Annotated in this window: 21 protein-coding genes; 18 read left to right on the top strand and 3 right to left on the bottom strand. The window is 45.1% G+C overall.

All coding sequences use genetic code 11. The annotated features are described in order from the left end of the window. Nucleotide 1 precedes the first annotated feature (1 nt). The 4 genes from DW088_RS06280 to DW088_RS06260 all read left to right on the top strand — a co-directional run bounded on the left by DW088_RS06280 (nucleotide 2) and on the right by DW088_RS06260 (nucleotide 1,899). The gene (locus DW088_RS06280) at nucleotides 2-808 is read left to right on the top strand and encodes a DUF3848 domain-containing protein (protein WP_117453439.1); all 807 of its coding nucleotides are present in this window, start codon (nucleotides 2-4) and stop codon (nucleotides 806-808) included. Beyond that, nucleotides 805-1,149, top strand: a complete 345-nt coding sequence (locus tag DW088_RS06275) for a plasmid mobilization protein (RefSeq protein WP_442861176.1) — start codon at nucleotides 805-807, stop codon at nucleotides 1,147-1,149. Before DW088_RS06280 ends, DW088_RS06275 begins: the two co-directional genes overlap by 4 nt. A gap of 151 nt (nucleotides 1,150-1,300) precedes the next feature. Continuing rightward, nucleotides 1,301-1,603 carry a hypothetical protein gene (locus DW088_RS06265; RefSeq protein WP_015529855.1) on the top strand — a complete coding sequence of 101 codons (303 nt, stop codon included), beginning with the start codon at nucleotides 1,301-1,303 and terminating at the stop codon, nucleotides 1,601-1,603. Continuing rightward, the gene (locus DW088_RS06260) at nucleotides 1,600-1,899 is read left to right on the top strand and encodes a CD1845 family protein (RefSeq protein WP_015529856.1); all 300 of its coding nucleotides are present in this window, start codon (nucleotides 1,600-1,602) and stop codon (nucleotides 1,897-1,899) included. Before DW088_RS06265 ends, DW088_RS06260 begins: the two co-directional genes overlap by 4 nt. Nucleotides 1,900-1,973: 74 nt before the next feature. Here DW088_RS06260 and DW088_RS06255 read toward each other — a convergent pair whose 3' ends face one another. After that, a complete protein-coding gene (locus tag DW088_RS06255) occupies nucleotides 1,974-3,386 on the bottom strand; it encodes an ATP-binding protein (RefSeq protein ID WP_117453442.1) in 1,413 nt (470 codons plus the stop codon). A gap of 121 nt (nucleotides 3,387-3,507) precedes the next feature. On the opposite strand from DW088_RS06255, the gene DW088_RS06250 reads away from it, so the two are divergent. Next, the gene (locus DW088_RS06250) at nucleotides 3,508-4,920 is read left to right on the top strand and encodes a relaxase/mobilization nuclease domain-containing protein (RefSeq protein WP_117453443.1); all 1,413 of its coding nucleotides are present in this window, start codon (nucleotides 3,508-3,510) and stop codon (nucleotides 4,918-4,920) included. Between the two features lie 221 nt (nucleotides 4,921-5,141). On the opposite strand, the gene DW088_RS06240 is transcribed toward DW088_RS06250, so the two are convergent. Beyond that, a complete protein-coding gene (locus tag DW088_RS06240) occupies nucleotides 5,142-5,498 on the bottom strand; it encodes a helix-turn-helix domain-containing protein (RefSeq protein WP_008728409.1) in 357 nt (118 codons plus the stop codon). 361 nt (nucleotides 5,499-5,859) lie between these two features. Here DW088_RS06240 and DW088_RS06235 point away from each other — a divergent pair, with 361 nt between their 5' ends. The 9 genes from DW088_RS06235 to DW088_RS06195 all read left to right on the top strand — a co-directional run bounded on the left by DW088_RS06235 (nucleotide 5,860) and on the right by DW088_RS06195 (nucleotide 15,845). Then, on the top strand, nucleotides 5,860-6,831 hold the full coding sequence (locus DW088_RS06235; RefSeq protein WP_044921512.1) for a helix-turn-helix domain-containing protein: 972 nt from the start codon (nucleotides 5,860-5,862) through the stop codon (nucleotides 6,829-6,831). Nucleotides 6,832-6,979: 148 nt separating this feature from the next. Beyond that, entirely contained in the window at nucleotides 6,980-7,921 is a 942-nt protein-coding gene (locus DW088_RS06230; protein ID WP_005344243.1) for an ABC transporter permease, read from the top strand. Next, the gene (locus DW088_RS06225) at nucleotides 7,922-8,722 is read left to right on the top strand and encodes an ABC transporter permease (protein WP_097772885.1); all 801 of its coding nucleotides are present in this window, start codon (nucleotides 7,922-7,924) and stop codon (nucleotides 8,720-8,722) included. It abuts the gene before it with no gap. Further along, nucleotides 8,722-9,513 (top strand): ATP-binding cassette domain-containing protein, encoded by a 792-nt coding sequence (locus DW088_RS06220; RefSeq protein ID WP_117453445.1) that lies wholly within the window; start codon nucleotides 8,722-8,724, stop codon nucleotides 9,511-9,513. The genes DW088_RS06225 and DW088_RS06220 overlap by 1 nt, the downstream gene beginning before the upstream one ends. Then, nucleotides 9,498-10,229 carry an ATP-binding cassette domain-containing protein gene (locus DW088_RS06215; RefSeq protein ID WP_049940617.1) on the top strand — a complete coding sequence of 244 codons (732 nt, stop codon included), beginning with the start codon at nucleotides 9,498-9,500 and terminating at the stop codon, nucleotides 10,227-10,229. The genes DW088_RS06220 and DW088_RS06215 overlap by 16 nt, the downstream gene beginning before the upstream one ends. Nucleotide 10,230: 1 nt before the next feature. Then, on the top strand, nucleotides 10,231-11,844 hold the full coding sequence (locus DW088_RS06210) for a nickel ABC transporter substrate-binding protein (RefSeq protein WP_199483554.1): 1,614 nt from the start codon (nucleotides 10,231-10,233) through the stop codon (nucleotides 11,842-11,844). A gap of 131 nt (nucleotides 11,845-11,975) precedes the next feature. Then, the gene (locus DW088_RS06205; protein ID WP_097772884.1) at nucleotides 11,976-13,715 is read left to right on the top strand and encodes an ABC transporter ATP-binding protein; all 1,740 of its coding nucleotides are present in this window, start codon (nucleotides 11,976-11,978) and stop codon (nucleotides 13,713-13,715) included. Between the two features lie 11 nt (nucleotides 13,716-13,726). After that, a complete protein-coding gene (locus DW088_RS06200; RefSeq protein WP_117453446.1) occupies nucleotides 13,727-15,457 on the top strand; it encodes an ABC transporter ATP-binding protein in 1,731 nt (576 codons plus the stop codon). Between the two features lie 19 nt (nucleotides 15,458-15,476). After that, complete coding sequence (locus tag DW088_RS06195; protein WP_117453447.1) at nucleotides 15,477-15,845, top strand: metal-dependent transcriptional regulator; 369 nt, start codon at nucleotides 15,477-15,479, stop codon at nucleotides 15,843-15,845. A gap of 111 nt (nucleotides 15,846-15,956) precedes the next feature. Here DW088_RS06195 and DW088_RS16045 read toward each other — a convergent pair whose 3' ends face one another. Next, on the bottom strand, nucleotides 15,957-16,118 hold the full coding sequence (locus DW088_RS16045) for a hypothetical protein (RefSeq protein ID WP_015529866.1): 162 nt from the start codon (nucleotides 16,116-16,118) through the stop codon (nucleotides 15,957-15,959). A 218-nt stretch (nucleotides 16,119-16,336) separates the two neighbouring features. Between DW088_RS16045 and DW088_RS06185 the strand changes: the two genes are divergently transcribed. From DW088_RS06185 to DW088_RS06165, 4 genes are all read left to right on the top strand, one after another. Continuing rightward, the gene (locus DW088_RS06185; protein ID WP_015518833.1) at nucleotides 16,337-16,750 is read left to right on the top strand and encodes a sigma-70 family RNA polymerase sigma factor; all 414 of its coding nucleotides are present in this window, start codon (nucleotides 16,337-16,339) and stop codon (nucleotides 16,748-16,750) included. A gap of 537 nt (nucleotides 16,751-17,287) precedes the next feature. Beyond that, nucleotides 17,288-17,518 carry a helix-turn-helix domain-containing protein gene (locus tag DW088_RS06175; RefSeq protein ID WP_008728422.1) on the top strand — a complete coding sequence of 77 codons (231 nt, stop codon included), beginning with the start codon at nucleotides 17,288-17,290 and terminating at the stop codon, nucleotides 17,516-17,518. Nucleotides 17,519-17,602: 84 nt separating this feature from the next. Then, nucleotides 17,603-18,820, top strand: coding sequence for a tyrosine-type recombinase/integrase (locus DW088_RS06170; protein ID WP_055224659.1), 1,218 nt, complete (start codon nucleotides 17,603-17,605; stop codon nucleotides 18,818-18,820). Nucleotides 18,821-18,968: 148 nt separating this feature from the next. Further along, nucleotides 18,969-20,180 (top strand): tyrosine-type recombinase/integrase, encoded by a 1,212-nt coding sequence (locus tag DW088_RS06165; protein WP_015518835.1) that lies wholly within the window; start codon nucleotides 18,969-18,971, stop codon nucleotides 20,178-20,180. Nucleotides 20,181-20,261 lie beyond the last annotated feature (81 nt).

Here is a 20,261-nt window from a genome sequence, read left to right as displayed (position 1 = left end):
CATGAATACTAACGATCTGAATACAGCCCTTTATGAAAAGATGGCTGCCGAACAGGATAAGTTCCGGGACTGGCTGAAAAGCCAGCCCCCGGAAGAAATCCTGCACCACACCTATGAATATACTGTCCGTGAGGATATTGTGATGGCGATGGAGGAGCTGGAGCTGACCGACGCCCAGGCCAAGGCACTTTTGGAATCTCCCTCTCCATTGGCGGATGTGTACCGCTATTTTGAAAAGCTGGAGACCGGCTATATGGATGTGATCCGGGACAGTATTGAGAACCGTGCCGATGATGTGTGCAAGGCGCAGGAAGAATTACGAACCGCCCCTCTCTACCCCCATTCTGCCGCCTATGCGTCCGAGCATGGAGAGATGGCACAATATAACCGTTCGTATCAGGCGAACAGCGCCTGCAAAGAAGCCATTGCGCAGACCATCAGCGCCCACTATGCAGAGAACCGGCTGGATACGGAGGCGGCGGTCAAAGATGTGCTGGAAAAGTTCGGGACGGAACGGGTACAGTTTATTCTTGCCAATACCATCCAGCGCAAGAACTATGACGGGCGTATCTCTCAGAACAATAAAGCATGGGCAAAAACCATTCCTATGCTGGAGGACAGCGGCGCTTCTCGCCACTGTGCCTATCTGGTGGTAGATCAGGTCAATCCCGGTTTGACCGATCTGTTCACCAGACAGTTCCGAAAAGTTGCTCAAGAACAGCAGAAAAGTTCTGTCCTGCAAAAGCTCAAACAGGAGCTGCCCGCCCATAAGTCTGCCGCCCCGAAAAAACGGGAGCCGGAGCGATAACCATGGCAAAGCGCAAGCGGGATGTTCCGGTTTTGTTTTGGGTGTCCGCAGAAGAACTGGAGCTGATCCATCAAAAGATGCAGCAATACGGGACAGAGAATTTGAGCGCTTATCTGCGGAAAATGGCACTGGATGGGTATGTGGTCAAACTGGATTTGCCGGAGCTGAAGGAGTTGGTTTCCCTGATGCGCCGAAGCAGCAACAACTTGAATCAGCTGACTCGCAAAGTGCATGAGACCGGGCGGATTTATGATGCTGACTTGGAGGATATATCCCAGCGGCAGGAACAACTGTGGGAGGGTGTGAAGGAAATCCTTACCCAACTCTCCAAACTTTCATAACAGGGATAGATACTCCATTTGCGGAGGGAGGAACGGCGTTTCTTCGCCGCACCTTCCTCCGCTTTTTCTTTTTGTCTGTATCCTTGTCTTTTGCCTGTCCGTACCGGATAATATGAGTAGAATAAGAAGCGTAGCAAAGGAGTGAAAACAGATGCTGACCTTTGAAAAGGTGCTGGAGATTTTTGCGGATTACCTAACCGCAGACGAGACCATAGAAGTTTATATCAGCCGCCATGGATGTGTAAGAGTTGAATTTGACCAAGATTTTCACTATTGCTCTGGCGAGGTGTGCCATACTCCCAAGGAACTGTTCGACCTCTTAGCCGATGATTACCGGACTTATCTGGAGATTGAACTGACCAAAGGAAAACGGGAAGTGACGGAAGATGATGAGAGAGAAGCGGATGCCCTATGCAAACAGTATCTGGAGCGTTGGAAGGAGGAACAGAAATGAAGATTTTGAAATGTCTGCTGATGATCGTAACTGCACCGGTCATTTTGGTGTTGACGCTTTTTGTCTGGCTCTGCACGGGGCTGATCTACATATCCGGTCTGGTGCTTGGTCTACTAAGCACGGTAATTGCTCTGCTTGGCGTGGCTGTGCTGATTACCTATTCCCCGCAGAATGGTGTGATTTTGCTGGTTATGGCATTTTTGATTAGCCCGATGGGGCTGCCGCTGGCTGCGATCTGGCTACTGGGAAAGGTGCAGAGTTTGAAATTTGCGATACAGGATTGGGTGTATGGGTAAATGATGTGAATATAATTTGGAATGAAAAAGAAGCAGGACAATGGGAGATGAGACCCAATGCCCTGCTTCTCTGTTTATTCGGAACGAACTGTAATATATTTTTGATTGCGACTTTTAGGTTTATCGGGAATCGTCATTTCTAATTGCCCGGATTCTAAAAGCGGATTGATATGTTTCAAAGTGAAGTTTCTTAAATCTTTGAAGCCGCAAAATACTGCAAGCTCTTTCTTGGATTTTGGTGTTGTGCAAAAAGTCAAAATCTGTTTGGATACCGTTGATAGTTCAATAACTTGGTGGGTAACTTGGTGGATAACTTGGTGGGCGTCACCCTCTAAGTTGTAGTTTACATTTTTCAAGATGACTCTGAAATCTGTCGCTGTTGAGGAGAATTCAGGCTTATATGCCGCTGTGTATCCAGGCAGCTTTTCAGTTTCACTGACGATTTTGCGTAGGCCACTTCCACGGCGTTCCATGTACTTCATGCGGTGGAACAGGTCAGCAATCACAGGGTTTCGTCGCATGGAACGGATACTGTAAATATCGTATTCCTGAATTGAGCCGCCGCCAAACATACCGCCCGGAGATGTGATTTCCACCCGATCATCAAACATATCAATATGGATTTCGCTGCCAAGCACAATATAATCACGATGGATAAGCGCATTAACAAGAGCCTCTGTCACAGCTCGTTCAGCATAATCCGGCTTGTCTACACGATACTGTGCCTTTTTGACAAAACGGACTTTGGAATTATTGCGAATAAATTCACTGCCGCTGTTCAGTAAATAAATCAAATTTCCCTCGTATTCTTTATCGTCCAGCGCATCATCAAAGATAGAGCCTTTTTCCAAGCCATTCCACCGGGTACAGAACATACGGGAGTTATAAACCGTGTGCTGATCGGTCATGAGTTTTCCGGCATTGGTCAGGAGTCCATTTTTATCAGTCAAACCGAAGGAAACATAATCGGATGGCTCAAAGCGGAGACCGGTCCGTTCCAGATAGGTTGCTTCCAGAAGTGTAAAGCTGTAATCCTTTTTTACCGCGTCTGTTGTTAGGGTATCAAAGGACTGATTGGTTCCCTTTAAGATCAGTTCATTCACAATGTAATCAGGGGCAATTACGCTTTCATTTCCAACACGGATATATGCTTCCATCACGCCGTCTGCCTTGTAATAATATGGGGTGCTGCGGCCGGGAGAAACCTCCAGAGCTAATAGATTTTTACCATCTTCCTGTAATGGTTTTAAGATGAACTGAGGTAATGGTGTGATTCGTTCTTTGATTAAGCGGCTGATCGCTTCAGCATCCTTTTGAACATCTGACAAGCCGATAGGCTCCCGGTCATCAGAGACTCCGAAAAACAGAGTGCCGCCGATCCCATTGGAAAAGGCACTGACACTTTTTAACCAGCTTTTTGGCTTTTTTGTTTCGAGAGCAACTTTGAAATCACATTCCGTTGCTTCGGCAATGAGCTGTTCTATCATAAAATCCCTCCTTTGAGGTTGTAGAATGTTCTTTTTTATTATACCCAGCGGAGAAAGTTATTGCAACGATAGAAGCAAAGAGTTCAGCGAAAAAAAATTTATGAGAGGAGGGCCTTCTATTATGGCAACTACAAGAATCATGCCGCTTCATGTTGGCAAGGGTCGCACAGAAAGTCGGGCAATCAGTGACATCATCGACTATGTAGCAAATCCACAGAAAACAGATAACGGCAAGCTCATTACCGGCTATGCGTGTGACAGCCGGACTGCGGATGCGGAGTTCCTTCTGGCAAAGCGGCAGTACATTGCCGCTACCGGACGGGTGCGCGGCGCAGATGATGTGATTGCCTATCATGTGCGCCAGTCCTTCCGCCCTGGTGAGATTACCCCGGAAGAAGCAAACCGGCTGGGCGTAGAATTTGCAAAGCGTTTTACTAAAGGCAATCATGCCTTTGTGGTCTGCACTCACATAGACAAGTCGCACATTCATAATCACATTATCTGGTCATCGGTCAGCTTAGAATATGACCGGAAATTCCGAAACTTTTGGGGCAGCACCAAGGCGGTTCGCCGGTTAAGTGATACCATCTGCATTGAAAACGGACTGTCCATTGTAGAGAATCCGAAACCTCACGGAAAAAGCTATAACAAGTGGCTGGGAGATCAGGCAAAGCCCTCTCACCGAGAGCTGCTGCGTGTGGCGATTGACAACGCATTATCACAAAGTCCTGCTGACTTTGAAGAACTGCTGAAACTGTTGCAAGAGTATGGTTGTGAAGTCTCAAAGCGCGGAAAATCGTATCGACTGAAACTCTCTGGTTGGGAGAAAGCCGCCCGCATGGACAGTCTGGGCGAAGGATATGGATTGGAAGATTTGCGGGCAGTTCTCTTAGGGAAGAAAGCACATACCCCGCGAAAGAAAACAGTCACACGGGCAGAGCCGCCAAAGATCAATCTGCTGGTGGACATTCAGGCAAAATTGCAGGCTGGAAAAGGTGCTGGCTATACGCGATGGGCTAAAGTTTTCAATCTGAAGCAAATGGCGCAGACCATGAATTACCTGTCAGAGAATAACCTGCTGGAGTATGCGGTTTTGGAAGAAAAGGCTGCGGCTGCCACGGCACATCACAATGAACTTTCGGCGCAGATTAAAGCGGCTGAAAAGCGCATGGCAGAGATTGCTGTTCTGCGTACTCACATCGTAAATTATGCTAAAACCCGTGAGGTCTATGTGGCATACCGCAAGGCGGGTTACTCTAAGAAATTCCGGGGGGAACATGAGGAAGAAATTCTGCTCCACCAGGCTGCTAAGAATGCCTTTGATGAGATGGGAGTCAAGAAACTTCCCAAGGTCAAAGAGTTGCAGACGGAGTACGCGAAATTGCTGGAAGAAAAGAAAAAGACCTATGCCGAGTACCGGCGTTCCCGTGAGGAAATGCGCGAGCTTTTAACGGCAAAGGCCAATGTGGATCGAGTGCTGAAAATGGAGGTAGAACAGGATGTTGAAAAAGAAAAAGACCACGGCCAGCGGTAAGCTGGTCCTGGGCAAAAGCGTTCGCAGAACGCGCAGCCACAGAATGAAATTCTGTGTTCAAAGGGGCTTGGGGGCGCTGCCCTCAACAAGCAAGCAGAGAGGAAAATCACAAAGGGATTTTCTTCTCTGGGGCCTGTGTGTATTAACACAGGCATTGCTTGCCTCTTTTCTCTGGAAATAAAAAGAACCAGTGAGAAAATCGTTAAACTTCACTCACTGGCTCAATTCATTTCAAATTTCTCGGACAACTCTGTTAGCTCTTTCACCGTTTCTTGTGTGTGATGCAACAGGGTGTCGCGCATTTCTGGCGGACAGCTGGAATAAAGCATTTTCATCTGATTGACACCCTCATCCTCCAGAGAAATATCTGGATTTATAAGCGTATCTAAAGAGATGTGCAGGACCTTTGCCAATGCTCTCAAAATCAAATAGGACGGGTTCATTTTCCCTTTTTCGATATTGGCAATTTGCTTTACAGAAACATGGCTTAGATCGGAAAGTTCCTGTTGTGTCAGTTCTTTATTCTTTCTGGCCTCTCTCATTTTCTGCCCTAAAGCAGTTAAATCATCAATCGGCATAATCGTTCACCTCAAATATATTTTATCGTTCCGATTTGCACAAAGGAATAACCTTATTGTGCTTGATAACAGGACTGATTATGCTGATTCCTTTTTGATAACATGGTTGCTCCATGATTATGGCGTTTCCGGCTGCTAATTGAACTATGAGGATGAATTGCAGATTTCAGCTTTTAGTTCGTTGCCAAACGAGAATGATATTGAATGCGGTAAGAGGACAATAATCCTGTGTGTCCAAATGCGTAAGAATCGAGAATCAACACGCATACTTCAAAATTCAAAAAATATCTATGGACTGCGGCCATGAAAAGATGCTATACTAACCGTGGTTTGCCTATGCTAACCCCAGGAGGAAATACAAATGAGCGAACAGCAATTTACAGACTTTTTTGACCCGGAAATTCAAAAAATTGTCAGCGAAGATGGCTGCTCCATTTACAGAATGAAAAATGTAACTGGAGAGGGTGTTATCACTCGCTATGAAATTCTTCCGGGTATTGAATTATTCTATAATGATTTTCACATGAGCGATGGACAGAATCAAAACAAGCTTCCGCACTCTGATGTACTTGAAATCAATCATTGCCGGGAGGGACGTTTTGAATGCGAATTTGCTAATGGAGATTATCAGTATGTCGGTGCTGGCGATCTTGCAATTAACCGCCTGACAAACGAAACTACATCAACTTACTTTCCGTTGTCGCATTATCACGGCATTTCTATTACCATTGATCTGCCTACGGCAGATCAAACTATGAAGCGGATAGAAAGTGTGATTGGAGGTCTGAATATAGATGTCTTTTCGATTGCAGATAAGTTTTGCAAGAATGATACCTGCATTGTATTAAGAACTCAAAGCGAAATTGAACATATTTTTTCGGAACTTTATCGGGTGGAGCCTCGGATGATCGCTTACTATTTAAAAGTGAAAGTGTTGGAATTGCTGATGTTTCTGAATCAGGTTTCGCTTCAGGATTACCAGGAAGAACGAAGATATTTTGCAAGAAATCAAGTACAAACAATAAAGAAAATGCAGGAATATATGACAGCTGATCTTCGCAACCATTATACTTTGCAGGAGTTATCAGAAAAATTTGAAATTCCTCTTACCTCAATGAAGGTTTGCTTCAAGGGCGTTTATGGGTGTTCTATTTATGCTTATATGAAATCCTATCGTATGCAGGCTGCCACGATCTTGCTTCGGGATACTTCTGACAGCATAACAGAAATTGCGGCTAAAATGGGATACGATAATCCAAGTAAATTTTCCGAAGTATTCAAAAAGGAATTTGGAGAACTGCCTTCCGAGTTCCGAAAAAAGTTGTCCAAATAGGGGGTGTTTGGTCTTTTTAGAGTGGCGGCAAAATAGCAGATACAATATACTATCATCTGTGCGAGCAGATGATTTAAGAGCGTCGTGCAGACGCTCTTTCTTTTTACATGGAGGTTAGCTTCCTCTAACTCTCAAAGGAGTCGGTATTATGAAACGGGATATGAGAAAATATATCCTACGGAAACTGGTTGAGCTGATATTTACTTTATTGTTTGTAACTCTACTGTCTTTCTTGCTGATGAGACTGTCATCCGTTGATCCAGCCACAGCTTATGCAAAGAGGATGATCGGAAACCCCACAGCGGAACAGATTGAAAAGATTCGGATTCAGTTGGGGTTTGATAAACCATTGCTTGTCCAGTATGGCCGTTGGGTATGGGACTTACTGCATTTTGATTTAGGCGTTTCTTTGGCAAATGGACATGATGTTTGGACGGATATTGCCACAGCCTTTCCGAAAACGCTTGGAATTGTAGCTCTGGCATCTATCTTTCAGGTTGTTTTCATTGTAATCGTTAGTTGTATTGCCTTTTTACTTCCCTGGAAACTTCCGAAAAAGGCAGTCAGGCTTTTGTGCATTTTGGGTGTGTCCATACCCTCTTTCTATTTGGCAACCGTTTATCTGGATTATTTTGCTGTTCAAAAGTCCTTAATTTCTGTGGCAGGAAATACAACCCTACTCAGCTACATATCTCCGGCAATCTGCATTGGCGTATTCGGGGCTTCTTTCTATACGCCGCTTCTGATGGATGCTCTGGAGCATGAAAGCAACGAGGATTACGCATTTTATGCCCGTTGCCGTGGGCTTTCGGAAAAAAGGCTTTTGCTGTGCCATTTTTTTCCGCGGGCAGCGATGGGTTTAGTTCCAAACTTTTTACAAAGCATTGGTTTGGCACTGGCTAACGCAACGGTGATTGAATCCATTTTTTCAATTCCGGGATTTGGTTATCTGATTGTAAACCATGTGCTTGATCGCGATACTCCCATGATACACGCCGAGGTGTTTTTTCTGGCGCTGGCGATTGCTCTTTGCAACATTGCCGCTGACTTGGTGCAGTGGGCAATCGGGCGTAAAAAGGGGGTGGCGTAAATGAAAACGAAGCGTTTTCGGAAATGGTGTGCGATTTTCATTCCAACCCTTGTGATTATTTTCTTTTTTGCCGGATTTTTATTTGCACCCAACGATCCAATGAAATCAAACTTGTTGGAGAGATATGCTGATCCCAGCGCAGAATATCCGTTTGGTACGGATGCTTTAGGGCGCTGCATTCTGTCACGGATTCTTTATGGTGGCTGGACAACGCTGGGGATTGTATTAGGAGGCTCTCTTATTGTTTTTCTGCTTGGCACTGTTATCGGAATGGTGACAAGCCGGGCCGTTATGAAAGAAAATGCACTTATTGATGGCCTGATTAACGCTGTTACAGCCATCCCCCCGATTGCGTATTTAATTGTGTTTATTGGAGCCTGGGGCAGCGGAGCGAAAACTACTCTTGTCGCGCTCACTGTGTCTTACATTTTGAGATACATAAAACTGGTTCGTACCCGTACCGACATGGAAATGGGAAAAGCCTATGTCATGTGTGCAATCGCTTCCGGCGCTTCAAAGCTCAGAATCATGCTGATTCATATTTTCCCGAATTTGATTGCCGAAATGATTCGCTTTCTGTGCCTTTCCTGTGCGGATATGATTCTGGCTATTACCGGATTTTCCTTTATTGGATTAGGGCTTGGTGATAATGTAGTAGATTGGGGAAGTATGATTTTAGACGCAAGGGGTGCTTTGGTTCTTCACCCGACCATGATTCTCTATCCAATAGGGGCGGTAATTTTATCGACACTCTGCTTTAACGTCATTGGCAGGCAGTTGACAACGAAGGAGGCAGAGTGATGTTAAAAATTGAACAGTTAGATGTCAAGGAACGGTCAGGCCGCTACCTTCTGAAAGACATATCTATGGAAATTCCTGCAGGCCATGTGATTGGACTTACAGGTAAAAGCGGCTCTGGAAAAACAACTTTGCTGCGGAGCATTTTGGGGATGCTTCACACAAGCTGTCATATTGATGCCGGGAAAATTTTGTTGGACGATATAGATTTATCACATCTTTCCCGCAAGTCACATCGTGAGCTTTGTGGGAAGAAGCTTGGATTTATCCCCCAGAACCCTATGACGGCTTTTGACAGCCGATTAAAAATCGGTTATCAGATGCGGGAAACCTTTGTCAATCGTTTGCATTTGAATACAAGTGAAGCAACTGACCTGGCGAAAGAGAAACTGGTTTCCGTAAATCTAAAAGACACGGATCGGATTTTGGGTGCGTATCCGTCTGAACTATCAGGCGGAATGCTACAACGAGTAGCTGCGGCAATCTTATTGGGAATGTCGCCGGATTATGTTTTAGCCGATGAACCAACCGCTGCATTGGATGAAGAAAACAGGGATTTATTGCTTCTCATCATGCAGGAGCAAATGAAGGACAAAGGCATATTATTTGTATCCCATGATGTGGCCGCACTTAAAAACTTATGTCAGAACGTTTATGTTCTGGGAACCGGAAAAATTATTGAGCATGGAACGATGGATAAACTCTTGTCAAGTCCGCAGACAGACTGGATGAAACAATTTTCCGCGTTGAGCCATAGGGAAAGTCGGGGTGAATGGAAATGGGAGAAATTGTAATCCAGAATGTAAATCAGGTATATCATAATGTGAACCAGGGAGATTTTAATGCGCTTTCGGACATCAACCTCCACCTTTGTAAAGGTGAAAGCCTTGCTATTGAGGGAGAAAGCGGATCGGGAAAAAGCACGCTGGCAAGACTTCTGATCGGCATTGAGAAACCAACTTCTGGCAAAATATTACTGGATGGTGAAGATATAACCTGTTGGAATTATCGAACATGGAAACAGCACCGTAAAAAAATACAGGCTGTTTTTCAGGATTCTTCCGGCACTTTAAATCCTGCCAGGTCTGCATACGCAAATGTAGAAGAAGCACTGGTGAACTTAACTGATAAGAAAAGAGCCGAAAGAAAAAAACATATTTTAGATTTGATGGATGCCGTACACATGGATTATGGGCTTTTGGAAACGCCTGTCCGTCAGCTTTCGGGCGGCGAACAGAGGCGGCTCTCTTTGCTTCGGGCGATTGCCGTGGAACCTGATTACTTAATCATGGATGAAGTGACCAGCGGGCTTGACCTGATTTCGGCGGATGCCGTACTTACTTTAGTAGAGAACTTTGTGAAGCTATCCGGCAGCTCCTGCATTTTCATTACGCATAGCAGAAAGGACGCAATGCGTATTGCAAATCGGATTATCATCATGCGGGAGGGACGGATCGCCGAGCAAGGCTATCTAATAGATCAATTATCAAACCAGAAAGGACAAGGATAACATGAAACAGATTTACAAGAAACTTCTCGCCGCTGCATTGGGCGTGAGTATGCTTCTGTCTATGGTCGGCTGTGGTCAGAATGATACCTCCGATCAGACGCAGACTGGCGGTGAAAACGAAGCGAAGGTACTGACGATCGTCACGGCTAAGGAATTGGACAGCCTTACGACACTGACCATGAACAAGGAAAACAATATTGCCTGTGGCCTGGTCTATGAGACTTTAGTCGCCTATGAGGACGGGGAAATTGTTCCCGAACTGGCCGAGGAATGGGGATGGGATGAGACAAATACTGTCCTTACCTTTAAGCTCCGTCAGGATGTTGCTTTTACAGATGGAGCCGCTTTTAATGCGGAAAGCGTAAAGGAAATTCTGGACTTTGACCGTTCCAACCCTAATTTTAGCGGTATCAAGGGCATTTACAACATTGAAAGCGTAGAGGTTGTTGACGAATACACGGTGGCCGTTCATTATGCTGCCCCTTGCTTCTCTTATATCAATGACTTCTGCTTCCAGAATGTTGCTGGTATGATGTCCCCGAATGTGTTTGAAGCTGAAAACTTCCAGACATTCACAGATGTTGTCGGCACTGGTCCATACATCCGCGAAGAAATGATTTCCGGTGACTGCACCCGTTTTGTCAGAAATGAAAACTATTGGGGCGAAGCTCCTTACTATGATGAAGTTGTCATAAAGTATATCCCGGAGGCATCTTCCAGACTTCAGGCATTACAGACTGGTGAGGTTGACCTGATTTACGGTGCTGACCTTCTCAGCTATGATGACTATAATCAGGCTCTTTCTCTGGATGGGATCGAGGGCGCAATCAATGATGGAAATACCCTGACCCGGAACCTGGTTCTGAATGCGTCCAGCAAAATTTTGAGCGATCTTAAGGTTCGCCAGGCGATTGCATACGCTGTCAATAAGGAAGAAATCACCAAGGGCCTGACCTATGGATACGAAACTCCGGCCACCAGCCTGTTTGCACCCGGAGCGCCCTACACAGACATTACTTATAACAGCACATGGAGCTATGATCTGGATAAAGCAAATGCACTTCTGGATGAAGCTGGATGGGTGATGAATGAAAGCACTGGTATCCGTGAAAAAGATGGACAGCAGCTTTCCCTGAATTACACCTATTGGACTGATCTTTCTCTTGCACAGGACATGGCTCTTGCAATTAAGACCCAGCTTGCAGAGGTTGGTATTGACGTAACCACTACCGGCCAGGATCAGATGACCTGGTGGACCGAAGGCGTTGCAGGAAATTATGACATTACAACATGGAATACAGAAGGGTCTTATACTGAACCGCACAAGTTCCTGCAGGAATCCCTCGGTGCTGATCCTCATGCTATTTCCTTGCAGGCACTTGAGGATTTCCAGAGCTATTCGGATGCGGTAAATGCGTTCTCCACCTCTGCTGATCCCGAAGTGGTTCAGAGTGCGATTGCTACTGCACTGAATGTTTCCAACGACAATGTGATTGACCTTCCGATCTCCTATTCTAAGGATCTGGTTGTATATAATTCCTCCAAAATCGCCGGATATACTTTCTCCAGCGTGCCACAGTTCTTTGAGATCGATAACGTACAGCCTGCGGGATAAATATAATCCAATGTCTAAATGGAGGGTTTAACGCCCTATCAGAGTGGCAGAAAATAGCCGAATAGATATAATAGAGGTTGGTTAGAAGCGTTTAACCAACCTCTATTTTTATGAAAAGGAGCGTATGTGAAATGGACAAGAAAGATAATCCCATGTCCAGACTGATGGAACTTGCCGCTCCATATAAGGGTGAATATGTTCTTTCAGTGATTTTGGCAATCCTGGGTGTTGCCGCTGGATTGCTGCCGTTTTTTGCAGTTTCAAAAATTGTGATTCTCTTGATGGATGGAGAGACATCTGTGTCCGTCTATATGGAGTGGTGTCTGATTGCGGGAATTGGTTTCCTTGGGAAAGTATGCTTTGCAAATTTCTCTACTTTAGTTTCCCATACGGCCACTTTCGCAACTCTGGCGGAGATCCGCCTGAAACTAGCAGATAAACTTACCAGGGTTCCGATGGGCTATATGATTAACACCCCATCGGGAGAATTAAAAAATGTCTTGGTAGATCGTGTGGAGGGAATGGAAACGACCCTTGCGCATTTAGTACCGGAGCTGACAGCGAATCTCTGTATTCCGATTTGTATTCTGATTTACCTACTGTTTTTGGATTGGAGAATGGCGCTGGCTGCATTGATTACCCTGCCGATTGGTATGTTGTGCTATAAGGGAATGGCAAATGGATATGAAGAAAAATTCCAGGGTCTTATTATGCGCGTGCGTAAAATGACCAGCACTGTGGTTGAGTATATCGGCGGAATAGAAGTCATTAAGGCGTTTAATCAGTCTGCTAATTCTTACCAGAAATATTCAGATGCCGTTGAAGATAATGCGGCCTATGCTGTGAACTGGATGAAAAGCGTGCAGCTTTACAAATCCATGCTTGTTACAATCTGGCCCAGTGTGTTAGTGTGTGTTCTTCCTATTGGCTGTGTCCTGTACCGGAACGGGAGCCTGAGCGTTCCGGCATTTGTTACCTGTATCGTGCTGTCATTGGGTATTATCACACCAATTTTAAATGCCATGAACTTTACGGACAGCATTTCTCAAATGAAATCAGTAGTCGGGGAATTGTGCGCCGTATTGGATGAAAAAGAACTGGATCGCCCGGAAACGCCGGTGTCTATTCATTCTTCCAATATTGTGTTAGAAAACGTCAGCTTTTCGTATGAAAGCGAAAAGCCGTTGCTAAAAAATATCAACCTTTCTATTCCAGAAAACAGCATTACCGCTTTTGTCGGTCCCAGTGGCGGCGGCAAGTCTACCATTACGAAGCTGATTGCGGGATTTTGGGATGTAACAAACGGAACTGTCAAGTTAGACGGAACAGATATTCGCAAAATTCCGTTGTCACAGCTTATGGATAACATCGCTTATATTTCACAGGACAACTATCTTTTTGACGAAACTGTTTTAGAAAATATCCGTATGGGAAAACCATCCGCAACGGATGAAGAAGTATATCAGGCTGCCAGAGATTGTGGCTGCTATGATTTCATTCTGAATCTGGAAAATGGATTCCATACAGTTGTCGGAGGTGCAGGAGGTCACTTGTCGGGCGGTGAGCGCCAGAGAATTGCGATTGCCCGCGCTGTACTGAAAAATGCGCCGATTGTTATTCTTGACGAGGCAACCGCTTACATTGACGCCGAGAATGAAGCCTTAATTCAAGAGGCAATGGCAAAAGTGATTGCCGGGAAAACCGTTCTGATGATTGCGCACCGTCTTTCTACGATTACCGATGCAGATAAAATTGTTGTCATAAAAGATGGGCAGATTATTGACGAAGGAACACATGAAAACTTATTGACTTCCTGTACGCTCTATCAGGAAATGTGGAAAGCGCACATGGACACAAAAGATGTGGCGTAGGAGGTGCGAAGATGATAAAGACATTAAGCAAGATTTATCAGTTTTCAGGGAAAATGCAGGGGACAATGAAAAAAGCTATCCTTTTTTCTGTCCTGCACTCCCTTTTTGATATGATGTCCTTTGGAGCATTAGCCATGGTTTTTTCGGGTTTAACAGACGGTTTTACTACGTCTATGATCTGGATGATATTTGGAATCACCCTGGCAAGTATGCTGCTTAAAATTTATTGCAGCTACATTTCAGATTTCGGCAAGGTGCAAATTGGATATTTTATGTGCGCGGAGAAACGGATTCATATTGGAGATCGCATGAAATATATGCCGATGGGGTATTTCAACGATCACAATTTGGGGAATTTGACTTCTGTCGTCACTACGACTATGGGCGATATTGAAAATAATGCGTCCATGGTGCTAACCAACATATTAGGCGGCTATATCCATGCAGCGATTATTACTATTGTTATGCTCTGTATCGACTGGCGGATCGGACTGACGATTTTGTGCGGGATTCTGCTTTTTACATGGTGCATCGGCCGGTTACAGAAAAAATCGGAAACGGTTTCGCCACAAAGACAGCAGGCCCAGGAGGCCCTCGTTTCTAATGTGCTGGAATACGTTCAAGGGATGCTGATTGTAAAATCCTTTAACCTCGGTCAAAATTCCAATAGCAAAATGAGACAGGCAATTCTGGACAGCAAGGATAAAAATCTGAAATTAGAGCGTACATTCGTCCCTTACAATATGCTGCAACAAATCATTCTCTACGGAACAAGTATTCTTGTTATAGTGGAGGGGTTGTACTTTTACCTGAATGGAACGATGGCGCTTTCCATTTGCCTGCTTATGACAGTAGCATCATTTATGCTCTTTAGTCAGCTTCAGTCAGCCGGAAATACTTCCGCACTCCTGCGGTTACTGGATGTTTCGATTGACAAAGTAAACGAAATTGACAAAACTCCCGTCATGGACGAACATGGTAAACCCGTAAAGCCTGAAAATTACAATATTGTTTTTGATGATGTTTCTTTTTCTTATGGCGAACACCAGGTTCTGGATCATGTGAGCCTGACTATACCCGAAAGAACCGTAACGGCTATCGTCGGTCCGTCCGGTGCCGGAAAAAGTACGCTTTGTAACCTGATCGCCCGGTTTTGGGATGTTGACGGAGGAAAAATTACAATCGGCGGTGTAGATGTGCGGGATTACACACTGGACAGTCTGCTTACCAATATTAGCGAAGTATTCCAAAAGGTATATCTTTTCGCTGATACCATAGAAAATAATATCAAATTCGGCAATCCAGCGGCTTCCCATGAAGAAGTTGTAAAAGCAGCTCAAAAGGCTTGCTGCCATGAGTTTATTATGAGCCTGCCAGATGGTTATGGCACCGTAATTGGAGAGGGAGGCGCTACATTGTCCGGCGGTGAAAAGCAACGGATTTCGATTGCCAGAGCAATCCTGAAAGACGCTCCTATCATCATTTTAGACGAAGCTACATCAAGCGTCGATCCAGAAAATGAAAATCTTCTGATGAGTGCTATTGCAGAACTGACAAAGAATAAAACGGTTATTATGATAGCTCATCGGCTAAAAACAGTCAGAAACGCAGATCAAATTTTCGTGTTGTCTGGTGGTCACATTGTTCAGACAGGCAAACATGAGGATTTGATAAGGCAGCCTGGTATTTATGCAGATTTCATTGGTATTCGCAAGAAAGCGATTGGATGGAAACTAAAATAGCCGTGGGAAGGAGGAGGCAATGAAACTATATGCGTCAGGCGAGGATTACTTAGAGGCCGTGTTGGTTCTTCAAAGGAAACAGGGCATGGTCCGCTCCATTGACCTTGCCCGGCACATGGGCTTTAGCAAACCGAGTATCAGCCATGCGGTAGGCGTTTTGAAAAATGGAGGTTTTCTGACCGTGGATGATGATGGGTTCCTTCATCTGACCGTCATAGGTCGGGAGATTGCCGAGAAAATCTATGAACGCCATTTGTTTTTTATGGAGCAGTTTATCGCTGCTGGCGTCGATCAGGAAACAGCGGAACAAGACGCCTGCCGGATTGAACACGCCATCAGTGATACATCTTTCCGAAAGCTGAAGGAGAAAGTACAAGGAACCGATTAGCGCACATCGGCTCCGCTCTGCTCTGCATAATAAGTTATCTGCCCCGTCCGGGGAAAGAAAAAAACCGTTGACTGGGGCAGATAATTTCGTGCGCTATTTTAAGGTTTGAACTCAATCGGCGGTTTTGAAGGACAATTTCAGAGCCGCCGTTTCTTTGCGTTTACACAAACTAATGACGACTTGCAGGGACACGGTAGCCGCTTGGAGGTTAATTTGCCGTGTCTCTTTTGCTTTTTCAAAGCTCCCATGATCTACATCAATTAAAAAAAGCATTGCCCCTCCTCCGGGCAAGTATAGCATTGCATCGGCATTATCGTTCCATGTGATTCAGCATAATAATAACTGTTCTTGGTGCGCCAGTTTCCCATTGCGGGAATCTGGCGTTTTTTGTTGCCTTTTTTTCGGAGATAATCCGGCTGTATACCGGTGTCGTTCCCCACCTCCATTCGATTCACTCGTCAATCACCCGTGAATCGAAATGGAGGTACATAATGAAGAAAATTAACCTTCGGGAACTTTATCCTGATGTTTATACAACAGACTTTTTTGTAGATGTGACAGAGGAAGTAATGGAGACTATTCGAGCAGCTGAACGTGCGGAGGCTGCGTATGAGCGAAAGATGTATCGTTATAAAGCACAGTATTCTCTGGATTGCGAGAATGGCATTGAAAATGCGGTGCTGTTGAAGCCGAAAACACCGGAGATGCTTCTGGAGGAAAAGCAGCTTCAGGAGCAGGTCTATTCTGCTGTGATGAATTTACCGGAAAAACAGGCAAAGAGGATTTATGCCCGATATTACCTGGGAATGACGGTAAATGAAATTGCCGGGGTAGAAGGTGTAGATCCAAGCCGTGTTCGAGACAGTATCCGCCGTGGCTTAAAGCAGCTCGGAAAATATTTTTGATAAAGTTTCATTTGATGCGCCTGTTTTTTGCCTTTTTTGTCAGTGTTAATAAGAAGGACAAGTTTTCCTCCTTCATCTGCACATTGACAATCGAATAGACAGCACAACAGGTACATAAACCCATGTATGAGCGAATATGAAACGCCGCGAGGATAGAGCAGTCAGGGAGGTGATGAAAGCACTGCTTCGGAGCGATCTACGATTTCATAAAAGAATGGTGGCAGATTTGGCGCGATGACTACATGGGGGCTTAAAGATACTTCCTCACGGCCCGCCAAAGACTTGGGGGGAACCCTGCGGCACACGTTACGAACGATGCTGCGGAGTTATGACATCCGCGCCAGCGGAGACCTATTGTGTTCCCATCGTCAGGGGGCGTGGCAAATGTGACGAAAGCTGAGAAATATAAATAGGAAGCGTTTGCCGCTTTCTGTTCAAAATCAGATACCATGCGCTGGTGGTTTCGGCTGCCAGCGTATTCATGTGATTTTGAACAAACACGATGACAAACTTGACGGATTGGAGGAAATATGCTTTATGGAAAAACTTATTACGCGAAAAGAAGCAGCAGAAATTTTGGGTATCAGCATTGCAACGCTGGACGCGGCCCGTAACAATGGCCTTATTTCTTATGTGCAATATGTGCAGAATGGCTGTGTGTACTTTACCTCGGCGGGCCTTCAGGAGTATATCGCAAAATGCACCCACAGAGCAAAGCCAGCAGAAAAGAACGCAACATATCGTAAACCTCGCAGAGCTGGAGTGTGAGCCGGTCCGTATCCTTGTCGAAATCATAATGGTCTGATAAAACATAGATACAGCGCTGGAGTATATTCTTAGGAGGTGGAGGAATTGGCAAATAGGAAAATAATGCTTCCTCAATATGGCACAGTTATGAAAAGAGGTGTCCTATATTATAGGACCAGAATCAAAGACACGAATGGTAAGCTCGTAGCTATCTACGCAAAAACACCTGAAGAACTATACAACAAAGAAACGCTTGCGTTGGAACAGATTGAGAATGCCACTTTTCATCGGAAAACGCCCACAGTTGCAGAGTATTGTGAAAAGTGGCTGCTGATGCAGTCGGTTCATGTACGAGCTACTACTTTGACGGATTACACCTCAAAGGTCAGGCGGCATATTATAGCGGAATTGGGAGATAAACGGATGGGTGAGGTTAGCCTGGATGATATTCAGCTTGCCCTTGTTCCGGTTTCCAAGAAATCTGCATCGGTTTATAAATCTGTGGTAATCCTTTACAAATCTATCTTTCGCGCAGCGATGGAAAGCAGGATCATTGACCATAACCCGACGATTTATCTCACGACAAAAGGTGGCGGTGTTCCACAAGAGGATCGTCAGGCTTTGACAGATGAACAGGCAGCACGCCTTTTGGATGCTATCCGAGATTTGCCGCCTTATGTCTTTGTCATGATTGGTTTATATGCAGGGCTGCGCCGGGAAGAAATTCTTGCTCTGCAATGGGATTCAGTATATCTGGATACGGATACTCCATATCTGACGGTAAGGCGGGCATGGCACACAGAACACAACAGACCGGTAATCTCAGACGAATTGAAAACCAAGGCTGCGGAGAGAAATATCCCTCTTCCTGTTTGCTTGGCTGAGTGTTTGAAAGCAGCAAAGGAAACATCGACTTCGGAGTATGTGGTTTCAAACCGGGACGGCGAACCGCTGTCCTACACGCAGTTTAAGCGACTTTGGCAGTATATTGTTACGAGGACGGTCAAGGAGCGGAGCTATTATCGGTATGAAGATGGAAAAAGAGTAAAGCATACTGTCACACCTGTCTTGGGGGAAAAGGCTGCTCATAACGGAAAAGTGGTTTACAGTCTGGACTTTGAAGTAACACCCCATCAGCTGCGGCATACTTACATTACCAATCTCATTCATGCATCGGTAGATCCCAAAACGGTTCAATACCTGGCAGGCCATGAAAGCAGCAAGATTACCATGGACATTTATGCAAAGGTTAAGTACAACAGACCAGATGAGCTGGTCAGATCAATGAGTTGCGCGTTTGCAAGCTGGGACGCAGCACAGTAATAATAAAATAGGAAGTAAAGCAGGAGCGAGGCAAGGATGTCTCGCTCTTTGTTTTACATCAGCCGTATCTTTGATTAAATCGAGGCTTTCTGATAAAAAGAGAGTGTAGATACGGAGACTACACATTATCAAGAAAGGACGATCAAAGATGGCAAAAAAGAAAACACAGATCCCGAAGTATGGGACCATTACATTGAAAGGAATCCAGTATTACAGAACCAGGATTACGGATGCAGATGGCAAAGAGTTGAGTTTGTATGCCGCTACTTGTGAAGAATTGTATGAGAAGCAGTTAGAGGCCCGGAAGAAGGTGGAAGAAATTATCTTTCACCGGCAGCACCCGACAGTAGCTGAGTATGGAGAGAAGTGGCTGCTGATGCAGTCGGCAAAGGTGTCTGCGTCTACACTCAGAGGTTATACGAGGGATATGACAAACTATATCATCAAACCTCTGGGAGAGATGTATATGGAAGAAGTGACTGCTGACGATATTCGGCTGGCTCTTGTTCCATTGTCAAAGAAATCGGAAGGCTTATACAATAAGGTCAATATGCTGCTCAAGTGCATTTTTTATGCGGCAGAGAGAAACCAAATTCTTGAACACAATCCCTGTGCGGGAATATCCGGTAAAGGCGGAAAACCGACAAAAAAGAAGGAGGCATTGACAGATCAGCAGGTAGCCGTGCTTCTGGATACAGTCAAGGGGCTTCCTCCATATTTGTTTATTATGCTCGGTTTGTATTCCGGTCTGCGTCGGGAAGAAATTCTTGCACTGCAATGGGATTGTGTGTTTCTGGACGAGGATACACCTTATCTATCGGTGAGGCGGGCATGGCGTACAGAGCATAACAGACCCGTGGTTTCTACGGTGCTAAAGACTCCGGCGGCAAAAAGGGATATTCCGATACCGAAGTGTTTGGTGGACTGTCTGAGAGAAACGAAAGAAAATTCCATATCAGATTATGTGATCGCTGACAGCAAAGGAGAGCCACTGGCTGCCTCGCAGTTCCAAAGAGTGTGGCAGTATGTCGTTGTCCGCTCCACTAAGCCCCGGAACTATTATAAGTATGTAAATGGGGAGAGTATCAAATATACGGTTACTCCAACGCTGGGTATGACCCAGAAGAATCAACCCCAAATCAAATATACGCTGGACTTTGATGTGACACCTCATCAGCTGCGGCACACTTACATCACCAATCTTCTCTATGCGGGCGTTGATCCAAAGACAGTACAATACCTTGCCGGACACGAAAACAGCAAAACAACTATGGACATCTATGCAAAAGTGAAGTATAATAAACCAGAGGAGTTGTTTGGGGTAGTAAATGGTGCGTTTCATCAGGCTATCGCTGAATGAAAAAAGGCCGTTTTTTATGGTCCGCACACCGGATAACTGAGAAGCAGAAAGCCGGAAAAGCCCGGAATATCAAGGAAAAAC

Origin of the sequence: Butyricicoccus sp. AM05-1 (genome assembly GCF_003474415.1) — a bacterium.
GTDB classification, from domain to species: Bacteria; Bacillota; Clostridia; order Oscillospirales; family Butyricicoccaceae; genus Agathobaculum; species Agathobaculum butyriciproducens.
The sequence above is the reverse complement of the archived record's forward strand: the minus strand, read 5'-3'. Positions and strand labels throughout refer to the sequence as shown.